The sequence below is a fragment of the Photorhabdus hainanensis genome (assembly GCF_018448965.1).
Lineage (GTDB): Bacteria > Pseudomonadota > Gammaproteobacteria > Enterobacterales > Enterobacteriaceae > Photorhabdus > Photorhabdus akhurstii.
In genome coordinates this window covers 18,349-42,261 of sequence record NZ_RCWD01000021.1, presented here as the reverse complement: position 1 = coordinate 42,261, position 23,913 = coordinate 18,349, and the positions used below count along the sequence as shown (strand labels likewise).

Annotated in this window: 19 protein-coding genes and 2 pseudogenes; 7 read left to right on the top strand and 14 right to left on the bottom strand. The window is 43.4% G+C overall.

Going from position 1 to position 23,913, the window contains the following annotated elements:
* Positions 1–19: 19 nt before the first annotated feature.
* From EAE92_RS13930 to EAE92_RS13920, 3 genes are read right to left on the bottom strand one after another with little or no spacing between them, the layout of a single operon-like run.
* Positions 20–5,017, bottom strand: coding sequence for a non-ribosomal peptide synthetase (locus EAE92_RS13930; protein ID WP_214068509.1), 4,998 nt, complete (start codon positions 5,015–5,017; stop codon positions 20–22).
* Positions 5,018–5,031: 14 nt separating this feature from the next.
* Complete coding sequence (locus EAE92_RS13925) at positions 5,032–6,984, bottom strand: condensation domain-containing protein (RefSeq protein ID WP_214068508.1); 1,953 nt, start codon at positions 6,982–6,984, stop codon at positions 5,032–5,034.
* Between the two features lie 33 nt (positions 6,985–7,017).
* Positions 7,018–7,455, bottom strand: coding sequence for a KS-MAT linker domain-containing protein (locus tag EAE92_RS13920; RefSeq protein ID WP_214068507.1), 438 nt, complete (start codon positions 7,453–7,455; stop codon positions 7,018–7,020).
* A 96-nt stretch (positions 7,456–7,551) separates the two neighbouring features.
* On the opposite strand from EAE92_RS13920, the gene EAE92_RS13915 reads away from it, so the two are divergent.
* The 5 genes and pseudogenes from EAE92_RS13915 (at position 7,552) to EAE92_RS13895 (ending at position 9,621) form a co-directional block, all read left to right on the top strand.
* Positions 7,552–7,986, top strand: coding sequence for a hypothetical protein (locus EAE92_RS13915; protein ID WP_246545208.1), 435 nt, complete (start codon positions 7,552–7,554; stop codon positions 7,984–7,986).
* A pseudogene (locus tag EAE92_RS13910) lies at positions 7,976–8,376 on the top strand (DUF1240 domain-containing protein). The gene EAE92_RS13915 and the pseudogene EAE92_RS13910 overlap by 11 nt, the downstream one beginning before the upstream one ends.
* Before the next feature lie 264 nt (positions 8,377–8,640).
* Positions 8,641–8,892 carry an antitoxin gene (locus EAE92_RS13905; protein WP_046397708.1) on the top strand — a complete coding sequence of 84 codons (252 nt, stop codon included), beginning with the start codon at positions 8,641–8,643 and terminating at the stop codon, positions 8,890–8,892.
* Between the two features lie 75 nt (positions 8,893–8,967).
* Positions 8,968–9,201, top strand: coding sequence for a type II toxin-antitoxin system RelE/ParE family toxin (locus tag EAE92_RS25225; RefSeq protein WP_339959386.1), 234 nt, complete (start codon positions 8,968–8,970; stop codon positions 9,199–9,201).
* Between the two features lie 23 nt (positions 9,202–9,224).
* Positions 9,225–9,621 (top strand): annotated as a pseudogene (locus tag EAE92_RS13895) (DUF1240 domain-containing protein).
* A gap of 161 nt (positions 9,622–9,782) precedes the next feature.
* On the opposite strand, the gene EAE92_RS13890 reads toward EAE92_RS13895, so the two are convergent.
* The 9 genes from EAE92_RS13890 to EAE92_RS13850 all read right to left on the bottom strand — a co-directional run bounded on the left by EAE92_RS13890 (position 9,783) and on the right by EAE92_RS13850 (position 17,803).
* Positions 9,783–10,061, bottom strand: a complete 279-nt coding sequence (locus EAE92_RS13890) for an LCI fold-containing protein (RefSeq protein ID WP_036814172.1) — start codon at positions 10,059–10,061, stop codon at positions 9,783–9,785.
* A gap of 546 nt (positions 10,062–10,607) precedes the next feature.
* Positions 10,608–10,835 (bottom strand): (Na+)-NQR maturation NqrM, encoded by a 228-nt coding sequence (nqrM, locus tag EAE92_RS13885; RefSeq protein WP_040152259.1) that lies wholly within the window; start codon positions 10,833–10,835, stop codon positions 10,608–10,610.
* Positions 10,836–10,848: 13 nt separating this feature from the next.
* Positions 10,849–11,877 (bottom strand): FAD:protein FMN transferase, encoded by a 1,029-nt coding sequence (locus EAE92_RS13880; protein WP_214068506.1) that lies wholly within the window; start codon positions 11,875–11,877, stop codon positions 10,849–10,851.
* 80 nt (positions 11,878–11,957) lie between these two features.
* A complete protein-coding gene (nqrF, locus tag EAE92_RS13875; RefSeq protein ID WP_214068505.1) occupies positions 11,958–13,184 on the bottom strand; it encodes an NADH:ubiquinone reductase (Na(+)-transporting) subunit F in 1,227 nt (408 codons plus the stop codon).
* A 15-nt stretch (positions 13,185–13,199) separates the two neighbouring features.
* The gene (nqrE, locus tag EAE92_RS13870) at positions 13,200–13,796 is read right to left on the bottom strand and encodes an NADH:ubiquinone reductase (Na(+)-transporting) subunit E (RefSeq protein WP_046396941.1); all 597 of its coding nucleotides are present in this window, start codon (positions 13,794–13,796) and stop codon (positions 13,200–13,202) included.
* A gap of 8 nt (positions 13,797–13,804) precedes the next feature.
* A complete protein-coding gene (locus tag EAE92_RS13865; protein WP_113025244.1) occupies positions 13,805–14,434 on the bottom strand; it encodes an NADH:ubiquinone reductase (Na(+)-transporting) subunit D in 630 nt (209 codons plus the stop codon).
* Entirely contained in the window at positions 14,427–15,224 is a 798-nt protein-coding gene (locus EAE92_RS13860; protein ID WP_214068504.1) for a Na(+)-translocating NADH-quinone reductase subunit C, read from the bottom strand. The genes EAE92_RS13865 and EAE92_RS13860 overlap by 8 nt, the downstream gene beginning before the upstream one ends.
* The gene (locus EAE92_RS13855; protein ID WP_214068503.1) at positions 15,217–16,455 is read right to left on the bottom strand and encodes an NADH:ubiquinone reductase (Na(+)-transporting) subunit B; all 1,239 of its coding nucleotides are present in this window, start codon (positions 16,453–16,455) and stop codon (positions 15,217–15,219) included. Before EAE92_RS13855 ends, EAE92_RS13860 begins: the two co-directional genes overlap by 8 nt.
* Before the next feature lie 4 nt (positions 16,456–16,459).
* Entirely contained in the window at positions 16,460–17,803 is a 1,344-nt protein-coding gene (locus tag EAE92_RS13850; protein ID WP_214068502.1) for a Na(+)-translocating NADH-quinone reductase subunit A, read from the bottom strand.
* A gap of 418 nt (positions 17,804–18,221) precedes the next feature.
* Between EAE92_RS13850 and EAE92_RS13845 the strand changes: the two genes are divergently transcribed.
* Positions 18,222–18,956: a L,D-transpeptidase family protein gene (locus tag EAE92_RS13845; protein ID WP_214068501.1), complete on the top strand. Its 735-nt coding sequence runs from the start codon at positions 18,222–18,224 to the stop codon at positions 18,954–18,956.
* Here the strand turns inward: EAE92_RS13845 and EAE92_RS13840 are convergent.
* Together EAE92_RS13840 and lpcA are read right to left on the bottom strand one after the other, a co-directional pair.
* Positions 18,927–19,694 (bottom strand): class II glutamine amidotransferase, encoded by a 768-nt coding sequence (locus tag EAE92_RS13840; RefSeq protein WP_214068500.1) that lies wholly within the window; start codon positions 19,692–19,694, stop codon positions 18,927–18,929. The two genes, EAE92_RS13845 and EAE92_RS13840, sit on opposite strands and share 30 nt — an antisense overlap.
* Before the next feature lie 24 nt (positions 19,695–19,718).
* Positions 19,719–20,300: a D-sedoheptulose 7-phosphate isomerase gene (gene lpcA / locus EAE92_RS13835; protein WP_036814714.1), complete on the bottom strand. Its 582-nt coding sequence runs from the start codon at positions 20,298–20,300 to the stop codon at positions 19,719–19,721.
* A gap of 259 nt (positions 20,301–20,559) precedes the next feature.
* Between lpcA and fadE the strand changes: the two genes are divergently transcribed.
* On the top strand, positions 20,560–22,995 hold the full coding sequence (fadE, locus tag EAE92_RS13830) for an acyl-CoA dehydrogenase FadE (protein WP_214068499.1): 2,436 nt from the start codon (positions 20,560–20,562) through the stop codon (positions 22,993–22,995).
* Positions 22,996–23,913: the final 918 nt, after the last annotated feature.

Sequence of the window (23,913 nt, the reverse complement as noted above, 5' to 3'; positions counted from 1 at the left end):
ATTCGTTTGTATCTTCATATTAATTTTTATGAGTTATCCGTTCATTAAATTCAGATAGGACCGTTTTTATTTGCTCTTTTGGCATGACATCACCTGCAAATTGAGCACGAATTTCCATCTGGCCATCATTCACACTGATGTTAAAACAAAGCAAATAATCTATCGGCGTTACCCGAGGCTTCCAGTAACCCGTTCCCTCTGTGGTGATATCAATAAAGATCGGATTAACTTTCTCCTCATCAGGCGTATTCAGAAATAAAAGCTCTCCTTCAAAATCCAGTCTTAATTGTGGTCGAGGAATTGCCTTTAATTTTTCAGTGATTTGAGGATTAACAGAAAGATAGCGAAGTGCTTCAAAGCCGAACCCTCGAGCAGGTACCTCACGTAACAGCCGCGCCACGTCAGTTGCATGTTCATCAAAACTGCGTCCCATCGAAAAGGGCAATAGGAACGGAAAACCACATGTAAACCAGCCGATAGTACGTCCTAAATCAACTTCGTCGAATAGGTCTTCTCGACCATGCCCTCCCAACTCAACAAGGATATTGTTGGCACGGGAAGGAAAATGGCTTTCTAAAGACCGAGCAAGCAGAGTCAGTAATCGGGCAAGTACGGGAAGTTGACTGTGCTTAGATGGTTTTAAAAACTGCTGAGTCTGTACTTCATCAAATACTGTTGTTTGCTCAACCATATTCGCCTCAATGCCAATAGCATCCGTACTTACTAACTGCTGTGCCTGTTCATAAGGTTGTGAAAGCCAATAATGAACACCAAACAACGCTGGATCATCCTGCACCAATCGGTGTAAACGCCTGGCCCAAGCGAGATACGAGGTTGTCGGAATATCTAATTCATGGGCTTCAGCTCCGCCAAGCAACTCCGCTAAATCTTCTGTAAGTAAATCCCAGGAATAAGGATCGACTACCAAGTGGTGAACTATAATCAACAACTTGTCCGGCAAATTATGAGCAGTTCGATAAAATTGTATGCGGCAAATTGGCCCATTCAGCAGATCTAACGACTTATGACCTATATTCGCTAACTCAGTAATTTTCTGCGATAAGCTATTTAGGGCTATCTGCTGCAATTCAAATTGTTCAATTGCGATACGGGCTTGCGGGTTAATTCCTTGCCACCTCCCCAATGTAGTAACCATAAAGCTGGCTCCCAAAATAGGGAATCTGGCCAATAGCGCTGCTGCCGCCTGTTCAACAGTCGCCAATGACAAAGTGCGACTCAGTGTAAACAACACACCATGATTACAATGATTTTCATTTGGATTATCACGCTCAAAAAAAGCATGCTGAGCTGGTGTCAAAGGGGCCAAATCACTTAATTCATTCGGCGCATGTCTGACTTTGGTTAGTGCGCCCTTCCACTTGGCTAATAATGCATTAATTGCAGCTTCATTATGACGGAAAGGGATGTATTCAAGGGTAATAGTCAGTTTCCCATCAACGATGGCCGCATTGATTTCCCATTCCAGAGGACGGTGCCCCGTTGCTGCCCGCCGCATTCCAATATCTTCTTCTACACTGAAAAAGCCATCATTCGGCTGCTTCGTATTGAAACGCCCTAAGTAGTTGAATCCAATGTTTGGATTCTGCTCCATAACATAAGTTTGTTGTAAATGGGTCTTGATATAGGGATTAGCTTCAATCATTGCAGTCGCAACTTCGACTACCGTAACCATAGCATTGACCGGTAGCACAAAGGGACCTATTGTTGTAAACCACCCCACAGTTCTCATTACGTCAATAGACTCGTTTTCCTCTTGCCTGCCATAACCTTCCAACTCAAGCAAGAGTTGACCGTTACCCTGTTCAACAGCAATGGTATTTGCAAGTCCCGTCAAAAGAACCGCAGGTATTCCTCCGTTAGGCACTAATGCCGAAATTTCCTGAATATATTGTGTTTCTGACTCAGATAACTTGACTTCAGCAACCGAGCGTTTGCCATAAAGGTTACTTACATGACTATTCGCCTGTACCACATCAATTGGTGTGGTCAACTGGATCGGAGGAAGTATTTGGGGAGATGTTGCTGTTTGTTGTTGAGACCAATAGAGATATTGCGTGCTTTTCCTCGGTAACCTCGGCATTTCTTTTTGAATAATAGCCTGATACGCAGTTTCAAGATCTTCCAGCAAGATTTGCCAGGAAACTTGATCCACAATTAAGTGATGTAATGTCAGCAAAACTCGAAAATCATCCAACATCACAATTCGTAGTAACGGTCCTTCCTCGATTGATAATGATGCATGAGCCTCATTGGCGATGGTTTCTTCCGAACAATCTGGTTCAGCAAACCAAAGTAAGTTGTCATAAGGCGAGCGCAAGGCTTGATAATGCTTTCCCTTCTCCTTGGGAAAACAAACTCGCAATTGTTCATGGTGCTCAACTAATGACTGTATCGCCAGGGATAATGCTTCTGCATTTAACGGCTCCGTTGTACTGATCACATGTGACTGATTCCAATGGTGCTGTTCAGAAAACCGCTGCTCGAAAAACCATTGTTGGATTGGTGTCAATGGTGCTTTTTCTATACGCGGAGTTGAATTTGCTGCCATTTCGCCTTTGGTACTCGCCAGTTTTGCAAGTGAAGCAATAGTTGGATGTTCAAGCACATGACGAGGACGCAAATTGATCCCCAAAGAGCCCGCCTCATGTATCAGACGGATACCAATAATGGAATCCCCACCCAAAGCGAAAAAATCATCCGTGATGCCCACTTTGGCTAGCTTGAGGTATTTACACCATAAATCACAAAGCTGTTGTTCCAACTTGCTGCGAGGGGCAACATAAGAAGCAGATTCAGGTTGTTGTTTTGCCAGTGCCTTTAATTGCTTACGATCGACTTTACCATTGGCATTACATAACAGCGCATCAAGAAAATAGAACTTGCTCGGCACCATATAATCCGGCAATTGCTCAGCCAAAAATTTACTCAACGAGCTAGCATCCACAACGACATCACTCGGCTGCGTCACGAAAGCGCTTAATTGCTCAAAGCCACCCATATCAACAAGTTCAACCGTACACATTGCTACACCCGGATGGTTTGCCAGCACTGCTTCAATTTCTCCAAGTTCGACGCAGCGACCACGAATCTTCACCTGGTTGTCGGTCCGGCCAAAGCACTCCAATATGCCATCCTCTCGCCAACGACCACGATCGCCCGTCCGGTACATACGGGTACCCGGGACAGGCAGAAATGGGTCAGGCAGAAAAGCTGCCGCCGTGAAGCGATTACTGCCGATGTATCCTCGCCCGACATTCGGTCCACCAATGAAAATTTCACCACCGACCATTGGAGGAACAAGTTGAAAATCTTTATCTAATACATAAATTGTCACGTTTGGCAAAGGCGTACCCACTGGACAATATAGACCATCAAACTGTTCTTCGACCCTTCCTTGAGTCACATCATCGGTACACTCAGCGGGACCATAAGCATTTAGCAGTGTCACCGTTGGTATACACTGATGCCAACGACGTGCCAGTTCCGTGCTTAACACTTCTCCGGTTGAGATCATCCCACGTAGCTGTCGCTGAACCAGCGTCTTCAGTGAAATTGATTTTTCAAGGATATCCAGGATGACTGCGATGAGAGAAGGAACCAGTTCAATATATTCAAATTTCTGCTCAATAATATATTGGATTAACTCTTGAGGATCTTTTACAACATCATCAGAAACAATAGAAACCGTCGCACCTGCGGTCAATCCGGTAAACATTTGCCAAACTGAGATATCAAACGAAATGGGTGCTGTTTGCGGTAATACCACTCCTGGTTTCAATTCACAGTTTTGGACCCGAAATGCCAGTAAATTAAGGAAGGAACGATGTTCAATTCCTACACCTTTAGGAAAGCCTGTCGAGCCTGAAGTAAAGATTACATAAGCTAATTCTCTTGGTGATGGCTCAGTTACCTGCTGATTAAGTAACTTTACCTCATCATCATCCACTAAAGCCGGGCTTTGAAAACTAAGTTCACTGAATGAGAGCCAAACTATCTGCGGCATATCTACAACATGATCTGCAATCAATGCTTTCGCATGTTTTAGCATATGCTGTTGCCGGGCTTTCGGTAAAGTTGGATCAATGGGTAAGTAAGCACCACCAGAGAAGAAAATACCAGTAGCAACAGCAATAAACCGAGCACTGCGTGGTGCCGAGAGCGCCACAATATCATCGGCACTAATGCCTGCATTTTTTAACTTCAATGCTACCGATGACGCCAACCGAAATAGTTCCCGATAGGTAAGCGACTCTGTTTCATCACGCAGAGCTATCGCATGGGGGTTACTTTCCGCTTGCTCCAACACTAGCCGATAAAACGATTTTCCTGAGCTATAATCAGGTTGTGAATTGAATCTGGCTAGCAATTTTGTTTGCATCGCGTCATCGACGATAGCCATATTATTCAGACAGATGTCGAGATCAAAAAGCCCCTTGTTTAACAGTGTAGCGATACCTGTCGCTAAATGATGAAGCGTCTGAGCCTCAGCAACAATTCCACTAACACTAACTACACCATCAATAAGTTCGATAACTATCCCAGTTCCCGTCTGAGCGCAATTAACGACAATAGGCATGAAATGCTCCAAGAACGGCATCAACAGCGCCTTGTCTATCGATCCATGATTAATCGCCTCAACAGCAGCCATGCGAACATTGCTTAACCATTCACGAAAAGTCACAGCAGGAGGTACTGTCAATAAGACAGGCAAACGCTTGCCTTGTTCTGTATTAATATGCAATACAACAGAGGATACTCCCCCAATACGGCGCAACACGATACTAGTCACTGCCGCCAAAATTGCCCATGTCAGCAATTCAGAGTTGCCCGCTACTTGTTTCAGTCGGTCAGTAACAACGGAGGAAAGCGGACATTGCGCACTTACCAAAGATCCCTCATGGTGAGGAAAAATATCTGCGGTTGCGGCAGCGGCCTTAGTTAAATCACCAACCCGCATCAGCCAGTATTCACGATCAATCAGCTTCATAGTTGTCATTTTTTTATCCACATCTAGAACTGAAAATCTGGAATATCGCTAAAAACATCGTCTTGACCATCAAATAAGGCGAAAAGAGTGGTTTCCTCGCCTAATGTCACTAGCTGTGTCAGTGCACCTATATAAATATTCAACCAGCGAGAAACCGTGTCTTGTGAGAAAAGAGAAGTGGAATATTCCAATCGCGCTTGAAGTTCATCACCATATTCAATACAGGTAAGATTGAGTGGATATTTTGCGCCATTAGGATCGACATCCAGCAATTCGACAGCGGCTCCATTTCCCCCTAATACCTTAATAGGATCAACATCATTCTGAAAATCAAACATTGTGAGATGATAGGAAGTATTTGCTATCAGTTTCTGAATTCGATCAGCAGGAAATGCACTATGTGAAATCGCACTGAGCGATGCCTGCCTAACCGCATTCAGCACTACGTGAAATGACTGGTGTGGATCAAGCCGTGCACGCACAATCACGGTATTAACATAACAACCAATGGTGTTTTCATCTTTCAGTTGCCGGTTAGCCACCGGCATAGCAACACAAATATCATGCTGCGCACTTATCTGCCATTGTAATGCCACCCAAGTTGTCAACATTATCATTTGCACTGTTACGCGAGAATTCATCGCCATCTGCCTCAACCTCTCGGTAACATCCTTCGATATCATCACAGGTAAATTAGCTCCCCGGAGGTCAGATGCTGTCCCCCCCTCACCATCACAAGGCAAAAGCAGAATTGGGAGGTTTGCTAAATATTCGTACCAGAAAGCCTCCAATTTTCGACCCTGTTCACTTTCAAGTAAGGTATATTGCTCCATAGCGTAATTTAAATAATCGTTCACAGGCGGGGATATTTTGTCACCACTAAGAGCTGCTAATACCAATCGCCATGACCAGCCATCAAAAAATAGGTGATGAAAATTCAGCAATAGTGCTTGACGTACTCCATCGCTAAAATTCACTTGCAACAGTTCGAATCGTGTGGGAGGAATACCATAAGGTGAGAGCGGCGCTTCAACCATCTGCCGGAGACGCTGAGTCAAAACGGGCATGCCCGTTGCAATAGTGTATTTTGTTAAATCGACTTCACTATGAACCAGTTTGACCTGCATCGGAGGATGGATTACCGGGTTAACGCCTTGTTCGCTGTATTCCAGACTACAACGCAGCATCAGCTGCTGTAAGACAAGTTCAGTTAGCGTTTTTTCCAGCCAGGCAACATCCGCCTCCGCATTGATAAGCAAAACAGCGGGAACATTATAAGCGCCAGATTCACCAGCAATTTCTGTTGCCGCCCAAATGGCTAATTGCTGACCAGAAAGTACATGCTCATTGTTCCTCGTTTCCATCTCCGGTGTTGTAAATACGGAGGATAATTGAACACTGTCTTTCACCAATTGATAAAACTCGTTCAGATCCAAGCAATCCAACAAATCCATCAATTTCAGATCCGTACCTAATGCCTCGTTCAGTCGAACCACAAGTTGCTCACCATTAAGTGAATTGCCTCCGGCCTCAAAAAAATCATCGTCAAGTGTTAATTTCGGTTCTTTCAGCACTTCTCTGACTTGAGTCAACAGTATCTCTTCAACATTTTCTCCTGAATTTAATATCGAAGTGTGCGGTACAACGTCAGAAACCATTGCAGGGTTCTCAATAGTCTCTGGCCAGCAATAGGTGGCAACAAAAGGAGCAAATGGCAGTTCAAGACGACGATTTATCTTGCGTTCACACCCTTGCTGCCAATCCAGATTGGCGCCATTGACAAACCAATCTCCAAGCAATGTCAACAGAGATCTTTCACTATCGTATGACTGATAACCCAACGTGTTAATGGCTGTTGCAAGCTCACCACAACGACTGAATCTCACCAAGCATAGTTCAGCCTGTTCTTGCAACAAGGTTTGCAAACGCTGGTGATCAAATGTTGAATCAGTGACCGGTTCATCAGCAAGACGCAATGCATCAACAAATTCAAGACCACCATCGACAACCTATGCAGCCAATTTCCCCACACCGTAGGCCAATAACAAGTCAATCGTCACCCCAAACGCTGTCAATACCGCATGATGTCCCAACAACCAAATAATCCAGCGCTGCCGAAGCGTCCAAGCTTTCCTTGAATATAAGTTCTCTGCTTGTTTTATTACACGATGAAAAGCCGGAAATGTTTCTCCTCGTTTCATCAATAATTGAATATCTATTGGAGAGCATTCATCAAAAATAAGACCAACAGATAACGAAGATGATGGTGAAGATAGTGAGATTGAACCGTGGTTCGTGAGTTGCTGCACTAAATGCGAAACAGATGAGGCCACGCAGCTCCAACGATATGGGAAATGCTCTCGTCCCAACATCAATATATCGGCAATCTCGTCAATTGATGCTTCGGTTGAGGATAACGCATTAGTTATATCCCCTATGGATTTCAAGATGCATCGCGACGGCAAGGGAGTGAATCCCCGGGAGCATAGGTAACTATGTGACCGGGGTGAACGAGTGCAGCCAACAAAGAGGCAACTTGAAAGATGACGGGTATATCTATGGGGATAGGGCAACAGGGAACAAATAGTGGCATAGTTAAGGGAGTTAAATTCAATATATTATTTTCCTCAGCCTATCGGGTGGTTGAATACATCTTTAAAGATGAATACACACTGGCCGATTTCCTAGGCAATATTTCAGTAGATTTGGCTAAGACTGCCATAGCGGCTTTTGCTTCTTGGGTTATTGGGACTTTTGCGGCAGCTGCATTTGCTACTGGTGCTAGCGTAATTGTTGTGGCTGGTATTATGCTTTTAGTAGGTATTGCAACAGTATCTATACTTGATTCATTAGATAAAAAATTTAAAATTAGTGAAACTGTGATTAATTTAATCAAAAAAGAAATAGAAAGAAAACCAAGAACGCCAGAAGCTAATTTCAATCAATTTCTTCATAACTGGGGGAATTATGGTAAATAAAAAAAAGATTTTGCATATTATAGGAGCTTTTTCTTTTATTATTCTAACGTTATTTACTTTTTTTCTAGCGGAGAAAATTTAATTTCCTTAGTTAAAATGGAAGATAAAATAATATTCTCAGGCCCTGTTTTTATGCTATTTTTTGCTTTTCCTTTCCTTTCATACTTTATAGTTTCTGTTATTTTCCTTAATATAAAAAATCGCTGGCCAAAACATCACGATAGTTTTATTAACTGTTTTGGGGTGATAGCCTTTGTTTCATTCTTTTTAAGTTTCCCCCTATCTTTTTATGTGGATTATAAATTAAAAAGTGAGAATTATTTAATATGTAAAAGAATATCCTTGGCGTCACCGAATACCTATGTAAAAGATATTAAGCTTTGTGATTAATATTATCTTATTTAATTTCTTCATAACTTGGGGAACTATGAAAAACCCCTCACGTTGAATTTTCGTATGCTGTACCTAACGACAGAGTTTTCCGCATGTTTTTAGGCGATGTGCACACAGGACATCCAGACCATTTTTGCCCGTGTCGTAAAACACCTGTTTACCAGCTACCTGCGCCAATGTTGTCATGTACAACTGTTTGGCTCCATTAACACATATGTGCTAATGTGGGAATGTGTAATTTTGGAGTTTGGAGATTATCCCATGAGTCGCCTAACCATCGACATAACAGACCAGCAGCACCAAAGCCTGAAAGCGCTGGCTGCCTTGCAGGGCAAGACCATCAAGCAATACGCGCTGGAAAGGCTGTTTCCCGGCGATGTTGATGCCAATCAGGCATGGAAGGAACTGAAAATCCTGCTCGGCACCCGCATCCACGAGGGACTTGCTGGCAATGTGTCTACCAAGAGCATCAGCGAAATTCTCGATGAAGAACTGACCGAGGGCCGGGATTGACCGGCTACGTTCTCACTACGGCGGCAAAATCCGACCTGCGTGGCATCGTCCGCTACACCCGCAAGCAATGGGGCGATGCTCAGGGTGCGCCGCTACATTGCTATGTTAGAACAGGGTATCGCCAACCTCGCCGATGGCCGGGGTGTGTTCAAAGACATGAGCGCGCTTTTTCTGGGCCTACGGATGGGGCGGTACGAACATCATTACGTCTTCTGTCTACCGCGTGAGGGAGCGCCTGCTCTGATCGTGGCTATTTTCCATGAACGCATGGACCTGATGACACGACTGGCTGACCGGCTCAAAGAGTGATGGCTTGGGCAGCCATGATCGAAATGGCGGCTGGTGACACGGCTGTTGGGTCTACCCCAATAATCTGTGCTCTTGCTATTTTTATTTTAGCGCTATCAGGTTTCTTTTTGGCTGGGGAAAATTTATTTTCCTTAATTAAAATGAAAGATAAAATAACATTCTCAAGCCCTGTTTTTATAATATTATTTTCCTCTACTTTCGTATTTTATGATTTTATTTAATATAACTGGCCGTTGTCCAAAATATCACGATAATTTTATTAACTGTTTTGGATTTATAGCTATAATTTCATTTTTTTTGAGTTTACCCCTATTTTTCTATGTGGATTATAAATTAAAAAGTGAGAATTATCTGGTATGTGAAAGAATATCCTGGATGTCACCGAATACCTATGTAAAAAATATTAAGCTATGTGATTAATATTATCTTACTTAACTTATTCATAACAGGGGTAACTTTGACATATATTTTCCTAAGGATATTTAAACTAACCACCTTGCAGGGAGAAATATTTTACATAATATAATGAGCCAAATTTTTATGATATTTGGCCCAGATTATTGAGGTTTTTAGGTAAAATTTTATAAACCTCTACCTTCATATAAAGCGATATATTTTCCACAATAATCTAAATATTTATAACCTTTAAGATACCATCTGACTCCAGCCCAATCATATACATTAGCAAAAGTACCATTATCTTTAGCAATATATTGAGTATATAGGCCATTGTTATGGGTTATACCTGAACTATAACAATTGTCCCAAGGAATATATACGCTTGCCGATGCAGCCCCAATTCCTCCGGTTAATGTAATACCTGCCGCTAATGCCCCAACTGCTAATAATTTCTTAAACATAAAAGTTTCTCCTTTAATAGTTTTATAACTTACATAATTTATAAATTTCACCTTAAGTGTATCGCTTTTATAAATTTTGTCAAAATCCTGAGGTTATAAAAATATTTATTTTAACCCTGGAAATATTGGAATTTTATTTTATTAAATAGAAAATTATTTGCTGAGAAATATAAAATCACATGTAATAATTCATGCTAAATCATCATTAGCCTATATTACAACTTTAAAAGCTGTTTATATTTTTCATTTTAAATTGGAAGTTTAATTTCTTATTTACAAAAAACTCCTCACACAATATAAATGGTCTTATATCAATTAAATAGTTTTCAAAAGATACAATTAAATAACCTGAATTTCATATTTATATGAATTCAGATTGCTCACTTTATCTTAAAACCTATATTAACAGAGTGTGTATTTAAAACCCCCTTCACAGTAAGCCGCTTAATGTGAAGGGGATTTTATCAAACTGGTATTTCTGCTTTTTATTTACTTTATCTCAAACTACGTGAAAGCAGGAAGGTGTATTACGCAGATTGGTTAAACTCAGATAATCCGATGTTTCTCTAATTGAACCTGCCGCGCAGCCTCACGAGCCATACGTCTCTTACGAGCATCACAAGGTTCCGGACAATCACATACTTTCTCCACTCCAATACTGCTTAAACCGCCACAGCTCCCTTGTATGCTCTTACGTTTAATCATATAGCCTAACGACATTCCTGCAAAAGCCAGCAGGAAAAAGACGAAGGCTGCAATAAATACTTTCAGCACTTCTTTCCCCTTCTCATTGATTTTTCTGTAGGTATGGCTCAAAGGCTTTACTGTAACGCTCTTCAAAACCATTTTTCGTTTTTATGATCATAAAAACCGGGATACTCAGATTTTCTGCAACTTCCATCCCTTTTTCCGGCCCTAAAACATTCAGTCCAGTAGAAAGGCCATCAGCACTCATACAAGCTGGAGCAATCACTGTAATAGAGACTAAATTATGCGAAATAGGGTTCCCGGTTTTTGGGTTAATCGTATGGGAGTAGCGCACACCATCTTGTTCAAAGTAATTACGGTAATCACCAGAAGTCGCTACCGACATATTTCCAGGCGTTATCACTTCCTGAGCATTTTGTGCCATGCCAGTGTCAGATGGCTTTTCAATCGCAATTCGCCACGGCAGATCTTTACCATTATGACCTGATGTACGGACTTCACCCCCAATATCAACCATATAGTCTTTGATATTCTGCGATTCCAGATATTCAGCAACAACATCCACGCCATAACCTTTAGCGATAGATGATAAATCGATATACAGCTCTGGCACGGTTTTAATCAGGTTATTGCCTTCTACCACCAGTTTATCTATCCCAATCCATTCACGACGTTTTTCCAATTCACTTGCAGAAGGCGCTTTCGTCACGTGCCCCTCAGGACCAAACCCCCATAAATTAACCAACGGGCCAACGGTCACATCCAATGCGCCATCCGTCAATTTATTAATGTAGATAGCTTCTTTAACCACTTTGGCTGTCGCGGGCGATACCGGGAATGGCCGATCAATTTGACGGCTTTGATTAAAACGACTCAATTCAGAATCAGGGCGATATGTCGACATCTGGTCGTTAACTTCTTCCAGCAAACGATCAATCTCTTTTTGCAGAGCTTCTGGCGAAAGCGCCGACGAACCCGTGACAAATTTAATGGAATAGTAAGTCCCCATTGTTTGCCCATGAATATTTTTCTGCTCCAGACCATCGCATGCCGCCAGCAGCAGTACGGCAAACATTAACGCTATCCAGCTACTTATCTTTTTACGCACAGTTAATTACTCTTTCCGAATTGTTAGCGCCCACAAAATTGTGGGCGCCAGTCATTAAAATCAAACTATTTTATGGCTTATCAGCCACCGAAATCATCCAACATGATGTTTTCATCCTCGACACCAAGATCTTTCAACATCTTGATAACCGCAGCATTCATAACCGGAGGCCCACACATGTAGAACTCACAATCTTCAGGAGCGGGATGATCCCTCAAATAATTCTCATACAGAACATTATGGATAAAGCCGGTGTAGCCATCCCAGTTGTCCTCGGGCAGTGCATCGGATAGCGCTACATTCCAGCTAAAGTTTTCATTTTCCGCCGCTAGCTGATCAAAATCCTCTGTATAGAACATTTCACGTTTAGAACGGGCGCCATACCAGAAGCTAATCTTACGTTTGGAATTCAATCTTTTAAGCTGGTCAAAGATATGAGAACGCATTGGCGCCATACCTGCGCCACCACCGATGAAGATCATTTCCGCATCAGTATCTTTTGCGAAAAATTCACCGAACGGACCAGAAATAGTCACTTTATCACCGGGTTTCAGTGACCAAATATAAGAAGACATAATTCCCGGCGGCGCTTCCGAATTTCTTGGCGGCGGCGTCGCAATACGAACGTTAAGCATGATAATACCGTGCTCTTCCGGGTAGTTTGCCATTGAGTAAGCTCGAATTGTTGGCTCTTTCACCTCAGAGACAAAGCGGAATAAATTAAATTTATCCCAATCCTCTCGGTATTCTTCCGGCACATTGTAATCGGAGTAACGAGCAATATGTGGTTGAGCTTCAATCTGAATATAGCCGCCTGCACGGAAAGGCACAACTTCCCCATCAGGGATCTTCAATTTCAGCTCTTTAATGAAAGTTGCTTTGTTATCATTGGAGATAACTTCACATTCCCATTTCTTAACACCAAATATCTCTTCCGGTAATTTAATTTTCAGGTCCTGTCTTACATTGACCTGACAAGCCAGACGACAACCCTCTTTCGCTTCACGCTTGCTAATGTGAGAAAGCTCTGTCGGCAGAATGTCGCCGCCGCCATCTTTAATATTTACCCGGCATTGGCCACAAGAACCGCCGCCGCCACAAGCAGAAGAGACAAAAATCCCCTGGCTGGACAACATATTTAGCAATTTATCACCGGCTGGAGCGGTAAAGCTCTTTTCCGGATCGCCATTAACTTCAACTCTAATATCCCCAGTGTTAACTAACTTTGATTTTGCGAACAAAATCAGCGCCGTCAGTACTAACACAATTAGGGTAAACATCACTACGCCTAAAATTATTATATCCATGAATGCTTCTCGCCTTTATAACTGCACACCAGAGAAGGACATAAAACCCAATGCCATCAAACCCGTAGTGACAAAGGTGATCCCCAATCCTTTCAGACCTGCCGGAACATCAGCATATTTCATTTTTTCACGGATAGAAGCCAGCAGAACAATTGCCAACATCCAACCTATACCTGAGCCAAAACCATATACGATGGATTCAGAAAAGTTATAGTCACGCTGCGCCATGAAAGAGACACCACCAAAAATCGCACAGTTAACGGTAATCAGCGGCAGAAAAATGCCGAGCGCGTTATAGAGTGAAGGGAAATAACGATCAAGGATCATTTCAAGAATCTGCACTAACGCAGCAATCACGCCAATAAACGTAATAAAATTCAGGAAGCTGAGATCAACCCCTTCGACCAATGCGCCGTCGCGCAACACCAAGTTATACACCAAGTTATTAGCAGGAACAGAGATCCCTAAAACCACCGTGACGGCAATACCCAGACCAAACGCTGTTGCGACATTTTTCGATACCGCCAAAAAAGTGCACATGCCGAGGAAGAAAGCCAACGCCATATTCTCAATAAAGACGGCGCGGACAAACAGGCTTATAAAATGTTCCATGTTGTCAGTTACTCCTTCTCAACCTGCGCCGGTTTCAAAGTCCTCAGACCCCAAATCAGCATACCAATAATGAAAAACGCGCTAGGCGCCAACAGGAACAAACCATTAGGCTGATACCAACCCCCACTCTGTACCGATTCCATCACGGTAATCCCGAATAGTTTGCCGGAACCAAACAACTCACGCAGGAAACCAACCAGTACCAGAATAACCCCGTAGCCTAAGCCATTACCGATACCATCCATAAAGCTCTCAATAGGTGGAGACTTCATGGCATAGGCTTCCGCACGTCCCATCACGATACAGTTAGTAATGATAAGGCCAACAAATACAGACAACTGCTTGGAAATTTCATAAGCATAAGCCTGCAAAATCTGATCTACCACGATAACCAGTGACGCAATAATCGCCATCTGTACAATGATTCGCACACTGCCAGGGATGTAATGACGGATCAACGAGATAAAAAAGCTGGAAAAGGCAGTAACCAATGTTACCGCTATTGTCATTACCAATGCCGTTTCCAACTTAGTTGTTACCGCCAGCGCTGAGCAAATCCCCAGAACCTGCAATGCAATCGGGTTGTTATCCAAGAGCGGCCCAAGAAGGACTCGTTTTATTTCTTTACTATCAGCCATCTTTCAACGCTCCTTCGCGTACTTTTTTCAGGAACGGACCAAAACCGTTATCCCCTAACCAGAAATTAAACATATTCTGGACACCGGCAGAGGTGAGGGTCGCACCAGACAAGCCATCAACACCATAAGAGTCATCGGCGGCGGCGCCGCCACGAACAATTTTGATCGCCGGATTGCCTTCATCGTTATACAGTTTTTTACCTATCCACTTTTTACGCCATTGCGGGTTATCCACTTCTCCCCCCAATCCCGGCGTTTCACCGTGCGAATAATAGGTGATGCCGCGTGCCGTTTTACCGTCCACATCAACGGAGATAAATGCATACATGACAGACCACAGGCCAGAACCATAAATAGGCAGAACGATTTCGCGAGTTTTACCCTGCTCATTTTTCACCAGATAGATTTCGGCCATATTGGCGCGACGACGAATTTTCGCCAAATCCTTTTCAGGTGCTAATGCAATACTAGTATCATCACTGCGCAACGCATCGTTCAGGTTAAACTTGCCCTGGCTGCTTTCAAGTGTTGCAGTATCCAGATTCAATAACTCGGTTTTGATACGGCTTTTGAATGTTTCTTTAACTTCATCGGCACTCATCTGAGGCTTGAGTAATCCAGCGACATCGAGGATATTACGCTGTTTATCCAGCAATTTTTGTTCCTGTTGCTGAGATTTTAGCCCTACCGCAGAACCTGCCACCACAATTGAGCAAACGAGGCATAGCACAAAAACAACGATAAATGTTCTGCCCACGCTGTCATTATTTTTAGGTTTATCATTAGCCACGGGCTTTTCTCCGCTTAATATTGGCTTGCACTACCAGATAATCAAACAATGGCGCAAACAGGTTTGCGAACAGAATCGCCAGCATCATACCTTCTGGATATGCCGGGTTGACAACCCTGATCAGAACACACATCACACCAATCAGAATGCCGTACCACCATTTACCTTTATCGGTAAATGAAGCGGATACCGGATCGGTTGCCATAAAGATCATACCAAAAGCGAAACCACCCAGAACCATATGCCAATACCACGGCATAGCAAACAATGGGTTAGTCTCTGAACCGATAGCATTAAATAGGTAGGAAGTCGCAACCATACCCAACATCACCCCGGCGACAATGCGCCATGAAGCAATACGGGTAAACAGAATCATCGCACCGCCAATGAGAATCATCAGCGTAGACACTTCACCGATAGAGCCAGGGATATTACCAATGAAAGCATCCATCCAGGTGATAGGTTGACCAGTAACGGTATTCACTAATCCATGACTACCACCAGCCGCCCATTGAGACAACGGAGTCGCGCCAGAGAAACCATCAACCGCAGTCCATACCAAGTCTCCCGAAATCTGTGCCGGATAAGCAAAGAATAGAAAAGCACGGCCAGCCAGTGCCGGGTTCAGGAAGTTACGGCCTGTACCACCGAAGACCTCTTTCGCAATGACAACACCGAATGTAATACCCAGCGCCGCCTGCCATAGAGGAATCGTCGGCGGAACAATCAACGCAAATAAAATCGAAGTAACGAAAAATCCTTCGTTAATTTCATGTTTACGGATAATGGCAAACAGTACTTCCCAGAAGCCGCCAACGACGAATACAACGATGTAAATAGGCAGGAAATAAGTCGCGCCAAGCAACATTTCGCTGCACCAGCTAGCACCTGGCGTCAGTGACGCACCGAAAAACTGAGCAACACGATAGTGCCAATCAGATGCCAGAATTTGCTGTAATTCCGCGCCACTGTACAAATGATACAGCGCAGGAATCGCCTGCTGACCAACGTTATACATTCCCCAGAACATTGCCGGGAATACCGCCAGCCATACCATGATCATCATACGCTTTAGATCGATAGCATCACGGACATGAGCACGACCAGAAGTTACTGTACCTGGTGTATAGAAAACCGTCGTTATCGCTTCATACAGCGGATAATATTTTTCTAATTTGCCCCCAGGCTCAAAGTGGCGCTCAATTTTTTCAAAATAGTTTTTCAGGCCCATGAAATCATCCTTCCTGCTCAATCTTAGTCAGCACTTCACGCAGTACCGGACCATATTCATATTTGCCAGGACAGACATAGGTACAAAGCGCCAAGTCTTCCTCATCTAACTCCAGACAACCCAGTGCCTGAGCGCTATCGGTATCACCCACCAGCAGATCCCGCAGCAAATGCGTCGCCATAATATCCAAAGGCATAACACGCTCATAGTTACCGATTGGCACCATAGAACGTTCGCCGCCATTCATTGTGGTTGAAAAAGCAAAACGCTTATTTTTCAGGAAATGACCAATGGTGGTGCGGGTGATGGAAAATTTATCGGCGCCCGGAATGATCCAACCAAATAACTCTTTTTCGCGGCCTTCACGCAAAACAGAAACTAACGTGTGGAAACGACCAAGATAGTGATGAACCTCATCTGACTGAGTACCGCACAATACGGAGCCTGAAATAATACGGTTTTCACCCTCTTTAAGCTGATCCTGAGTTAACTCAAGCAGATCAGCCCCTAAGCAGGTACGTATAAGCCGTGGTTTCTCAACCTGTGGACCGGCCAATGCGATGACACGATCAGTATAAAGTGTGCCGGTAGTGAATAATTTACCGATAGCAATCACATCCTGATATCCCAAGTGCCATACCGTTTTAGTCGCACTGACGGGTTCAATAAAGTGAATGTGAGTTCCAACTAATCCCGCAGGGTGCGGACCTGAGAACTGATTATAAGTGATTTGCGCATTATTACCGACACTCGGCAAGCTTCCTGCACTATGGCAAACATGGACTTTACCTTCGGTCAGTTTAGTCAGCACATTCAGACCATCAACAAAAGCCTCCTCCTCAGTAGCAATAATAACCTGTGGATTTGCAGCCAAAGGCTGAGTATCCATAGCGGTTACAAAAATTGCTTTTGGCGAGGAGCCAGGAGCAGGACTTCGGCTGTAAGGACGGGTACGAAATGCGGTCCATAACCCGGAATCGATAAGATTCTTTTCCACTTGTTCTCGGGATAACTGAGAAAGTTGGGAACGATCATAACGGTCAAAATCAACCTGTTCGTCTCCCATTATCTCAATCACAATTGACTGCAAAACACGTTGTTCACCACGATTAATCGCCACAATCCGCCCACAGGCCGGACTGGTGAAAACCACACCCGGATTCTTTTTATCTGCAAAAAGAATCTGGCCCTTCTTAACATGCTCACCTTCTTTAACCAACATAGAAGGACGCATTCCAACATACTCTTCACCCAACAGTGCTACATGGCGAATCGTCGGACCGTCTTCTATTACTTGAGCAGGCGCTCCTGCAATCGGGAGGTCGAGTCCTTTTTTAATTTTAATCATAAGATTTGCACAAGTTTATCAATTAAATCATATGCTACAGATTACCTGGTGGTAACATAGCCACTCTATAAAAAACCCCTTAAGTCACGAATCGTGCCCAGGTTATAATTCTCCGATAATTGTTGCGATTTTCTTTTAATCTCCGGGCGGTAATTTTAACATCTCCCTTCTTGGACTGTCTGACTAATCAAGTGATTTAGTTCAAGCAAACAGGAATAATTTTGGCGCTGAACCATTAATAGCTCGCAAAAAACGAATGATTATATCACCTTTACCGACAACCGATTATATTTTAACCTAACAATCACTTTGTAGTGATAAAGTTATCATCGTCATTTTCTATTCACAAAGTCGATGACTCATGGCAATCTTAAGCTAAATTTTTAGTCAGCCCGTTACGTCGCCATACGGTAGTCACATGAAAAAAACTGCGGTTTTTCCTGCAATAATATTGTTGTTTTCTAATTCACTCACTCCTGTCTATTCTCAGGATACTTTAGTTCAATTAAAGCAAAACTCCCCTGCGCAGACCGGCGCTCCTGTCTTTATCCAAATCTTCAAAGAAGAGCGGATACTGGAGCTTTATACTAAAAATAGTCATGGAAGCTACCAATTGTCTAAAAGCTACCCTATCTGTAATTACTCTGGCGGCCTTGGTCCCAAAACCACAGAAGGCGATCTGAAAAGCCCGGAAGGGTTCTATCGTGTAAAAACCCATCAACTCAATCCAAATAGTCGGTATTATCGATCTATTAACCTCGGTTTTCCCAATGAATACGATAAATTCAGAGGCTATTCCGGCAACTATTTAATGATCCACGGAGAGTGTAAATCTATCGGTTGTTACGCTATGACTAACGGTTACATGGATGAAATCTACGATTATGTAGAAAATGCATTATTGCGCGGGCAGTATGAAATTAATATCAGTATTTATCCATTTAGAATGACGCCTCAGAATATGTTACGCCACCGTTCATCCTCTCATTATATGTTTTGGCTACAGTTGCAACCAGCTTATGACTATTTTGTAAAAAATCACCAGCCGGCAACAATCAGCGTCATTAATGGTCAATATGCGGTTAATGCGACACCTGACAAATCGCCGCTTTTGCAGCATCAATCACAATATGCGTTCACCAAGATGAAATAATGCATAGCTACCCGGATCAATACGATTCCAGTCTTCATTACCGGTTAACGGTTGAGTAACAATGACAGAAACAACATCATCCGGCTGTGTATGCTGTTGAAAATCAATCTCAACATCCTGATCCAGAAGTTTTGCTTTTCCAAACGGCGCCCGACGGGTAATCCAATAGAGGTTGGTTGAACAATATGCCATCACAAAACGCCCATCTGACAGCAACATATTGAATACGCCCTTTTTGCTGAGTTCGTCCGCCAGTGAAGCGATAAAACGAAAAACCTGAGGCCAGTTGGAAGGGGTTCTTGGATATTTTTGTGAAAGTTGATGCAAAATCCAGCAAAAAGCATATTCACTATCCGTTTGCCCAACGGGGCGATATTGACCCGTTTCAAGCTGCCGATAGCCCCGAAGCTGCCCATTATGGGCATAAGTCCAGTTGCGTCCCCATATCTCACGAATGAAAGGATGAGTATTTTCCAACGCGACATTACCACGGTTAGCCTGCCGGATATGAGAAACCACCACTCTGGATTTAATCGGGTACTCTTGTACGAAGCGAGCAACGGGCGAATTGTAACTTGGTTGATGATCTTTAAATGTGCGACAGCCCCGCCCCTCATAAAACGTGATCCCCCAACCATCTTTATGAGGCCCGGTATGACCCCCCCGTTGAATCAGACCACCTAAACTAAAGCAGATATCTGTTGGCACATTTGCGCTCATGCCAAGTAACTCACACATTGCCCACCTCTGTAGCCTGTAAAATCAGGCTTTAATCATCTCTTTTTCGATAAGTTGAATCAGGATATGAATAACTTTGATATGAATTTCCTGAATACGATCTGCATAACCAAAATGTGGGACACGAATTTCCACATCAGCGGTTCCTGCCATTTTACCGCCATCCTTGCCTGTCAGCGTAATAACTTTCATGCCTTTTAAGCGGGCAGCTTCAACTGCTTTGATAATATTACCGGAATTCCCGGAAGTGGAGATACCGAGTAACACATCTCCCTCTTTTCCAACAGCTTCCACATAACGAGAAAAAACAAATTCATACCCAAAATCATTACTGACGCAGGAAAGGTGGCTGACATCAGAAATCGCAATCGCTGGATAACCAGGGCGATTTTCGCGGTAACGGCCTGTCAATTCTTCGGCAAAATGCATCGCATCACAATGCGAACCCCCATTACCGCAGGACAGTACCTTGCCACCCGCTTTAAATGAATCAGCCAATAATACCGCTGCTTTTTGAATTGCTTCAATATTTGCATCGTCACTTAAAAACTTTGCCAGCGTATCCGCGGCTTCGTTCAATTCACTACGGATCAGGTCTTGATACATAGGCTCCTCACTTCGGTCAGGTAATCTTTAATGTTGTGCCGGATGGCAGTTTACCGGATCAAGAGAATTGAAAGAAGACAACATCACGTTTCTGGAGAATTAATCCGCTCCCGATCACCACGAGTTTGTGAGCTACATTGTAATTAAGATGTAAAGATATTGCTAAAAACAATTTCCTGGTCTAAAAAGAGAAGAACACCCTAACAGGTCCGACCTCTGATGACTTACCTGACCCTGAGATTAACCAGGAGCTTTTATTATGACCACATTGAGTATTATTCTATTCTTAGTATTGATTGGGATACTTTGCTATCACAAAGTCAATCTCAGTCTCAGCAGCCTACTGCTCCTTGTCTATACCGTCTTGATGGGCGCTATTGATGCATGGAGCTACTGGATGTTGTTACCAACGGCCATTATTCTGTTCCCACTGAATTTTGCGCCAATGCGCCACTCCTTATTGACTGTTCCGGCCTTAAAAGCTTTCCGTAAGGTGATGCCAAGTCTATCTCGCACGGAAAAAGAAGCTCTTGATGCAGGTACCACCTGGTGGGAAGGCGAACTATTCCGCGGTCAACCCGACTGGAAAAAATTGCATGACTATCCAAAACCTCAGTTAACCGCTGAGGAACAAGCATTTCTGGATGGCCCGGTAGAAGAAGCTTGCCGTATGACCAATGATTTCCAGATAAGCCATGAACTTGCTGATTTGCCGCCTGAGTTATGGCGTTACCTGAAAGAACAGCGTTTCTTCGCCATGATCATTAAAAAAGAGTATGGCGGTCTGGAATTTTCAGCCTATGCACAGGCGCGAGTCCTGCAAAAATTGGCGGGGACATCCGGCATTCTGGCAATCACCGTAGGTGTGCCTAACTCTCTCGGCCCGGGGGAATTGTTACAGCATTATGGCACTGAAGAGCAGAAGAACCGCTATCTACCCGGACTTGCCCGTGGCGAAGAGATCCCATGTTTCGCATTGACCAGCCCGGAAGCCGGCTCTGATGCCGGATCAATCCCAGATACAGGCGTAGTCTGTATGGGAGAATGGCAAGGCGAGCAAATTCTGGGTATGCGCCTGACCTGGAACAAACGTTATATCACGCTTGCACCTATCGCTACCGTACTCGGTTTGGCTTTCAAACTGTCCGACCCTGACCATTTATTGGGTGATACAGAAGAATTGGGCATTACCTGCGCATTGATCCCGACCAATGTACCGGGGGTAGAAATTGGTCATCGCCATTTCCCACTGAATATTCCATTCCAGAATGGCCCAACTCGCGGTAAAGATATCTTTGTTCCGATCGACTACATTATTGGCGGGCCAAAAATGGCCGGACAAGGCTGGCGCATGCTGGTTGAGTGTCTGTCTGTCGGCCGCGGTATCACTCTGCCGTCAAATGCAACCGGCGGTTTGAAAAGTGTTGCTATGGCGATTGGCGCATACTCTTATATCCGCCGCCAATTCAAAATGCCAATTGGTAAAATGGAAGGAATTGAAGAGCCTCTGGCACGCATTGCCGGTAACGCCTATTTGATGGATGCCGCTTCAACGCTTGCAACAACCGGTATCATGCTAGGTGAAAAACCCTCTGTGTTATCCGCTATCGTCAAATATCACTGCACCCACAGAGGCCAAAGATCTGTTATTGATGCAATGGATATTGCCGGTGGTAAAGGTATTTGCCTTGGTCCATCCAACTTCCTTGCTCGCGCTTATCAAGGCGCGCCTATCGCCATTACCGTTGAAGGCGCCAATATTCTGACCCGTAACATGATTATCTACGGTCAGGGAGCTATCCGCTGCCATCCTTATGTTCTTGATGAAATGGCTGCGGCTGAAAATAATCGTATCAAAGACTTTGACAAGGCACTGTTTAGCCACCTTGGTCACGTTGCCAGCAACATGCTACGCAGCTTCTGGCTTGGCTTAACCAATGGCCGCACCAGCAGCACACCGGTCAGTGATGCAACACGCCGTTACTATCAGCAACTAAACCGCTTGAGTGCCAACCTTGCGCTATTATCAGATGTGGCAATGGGGGTATTAGGTGGCAGCCTGAAACGTCGTGAACGTGTCTCCGCCCGTCTTGGCGATGTTCTGAGCCAAACCTATCTAGCTTCCGCGACGTTGAAGCGCTATGAAGATGAAGGTCGTCAAAAAGAAGATTTGCCGCTCGTTCAGTGGGCCGTTCAAGATAGTTTGTATCAGGCAGAACAGGCGATAGATAATTTACTGAGTAACTTCCCGAATCGTCTGGTTGCCGGTCTGATGCGTGTTATCGTCTTCCCTCTAGGACGTGTACATTCAGCGCCATCTGACCATCTGGATCACAAACTGGCTCAGATCTTACAACAACCTTCGGCTACCCGTGATCGCATTGGCCGAGGTCAATATCTGACACCAAGCGAGCACAATCCTCACGGATTACTGGAAGAAGCTCTGCACGATATTATTGCGGCAGAACCGATCCATGCCCGCTTGAGTCGCGAAGCAGGTAAACGCCTTGGTTTTACTCGCCTGGATAAACTGGCAGAACGCGCACTCGCAGAACGTAAGATCACTCCAGACGAAGCCGAAATTCTGAAACGCGCCGAGGCAAGCCGTCTACGCTCTATTAATGTCGATGAGTTTGAACCAGAAGCACTGGCTGTCGCTGCCCCGGTCAAAAAACCGAGAACAAAAGCGGCCTAAAACTGACGATTAAAGAGAATTAAGAGCTAAATTAATCATGGGGCGATATCTTAAAGTATCGCCCCAGATTGTTGGATAACCCATTTAAAAAAACAAGGGATGTTTTCACATCATCGAAAATTTCAGATAATGTGTTGTCGTTTATTGGCTTTCTCCGATGCTTTAATCGCATCAACGAGGGTGAAAAGTCTGACAGATTAATATAAATAAGTGAAAGCAACCAACGCAGCAGTGATTTAAAGAATGAAGAGAATAAATCAGCCAGTAAATAACCTGATGATATAAAAATACCCCTTTATATCTTTTCGAATAATCAGATCTTTTTCAGGGCTTAAACCCGGGTAAATTAACCGTTTTACCTATTCTTTATTGCGCTATTTTTTTATGACTTACTTTGTAAAATAACGACTAGAAAACTTTTTAATGCCCGTAAACTGATAGTTAAGTTTTCTCATTTTTCCTTTCTCTGTATGTGATTTTTTTAGGTTTAAAACCAGCGAGGATAACAGATGAGCTAATGGTATTAAAAACAACGTTCATTTCTTTAATAATCTTTAATGCTTTTTAAGTGTTTTTGTGCTTTTTAACTGATAATTTGTTTAATACGGTTAATCCTGTTAAATGTTTTAATATAATCGCACGTTTTTGTTATTGGGTTAATGTTATTATTTTGTCACCTTATTAATTCAATCTAAAACCCGTTTTTCTTGATGTTTTTTCTTCCAATGTCAGAAGAGTATCGAATCTTTTACTCACTTTAAAAAATCTTTAATCACTGCTTTTTACTTTTAATGATTAAATTTTTTACCTGTTTTCTCATGGTACTCTGGTTCTGTTTTCCAGATTTTAAAACCATATTGACAGACGAAAAATGGCTGTCCTTAACCATTCTTTATGAAAATTGTGTAAATACCTATG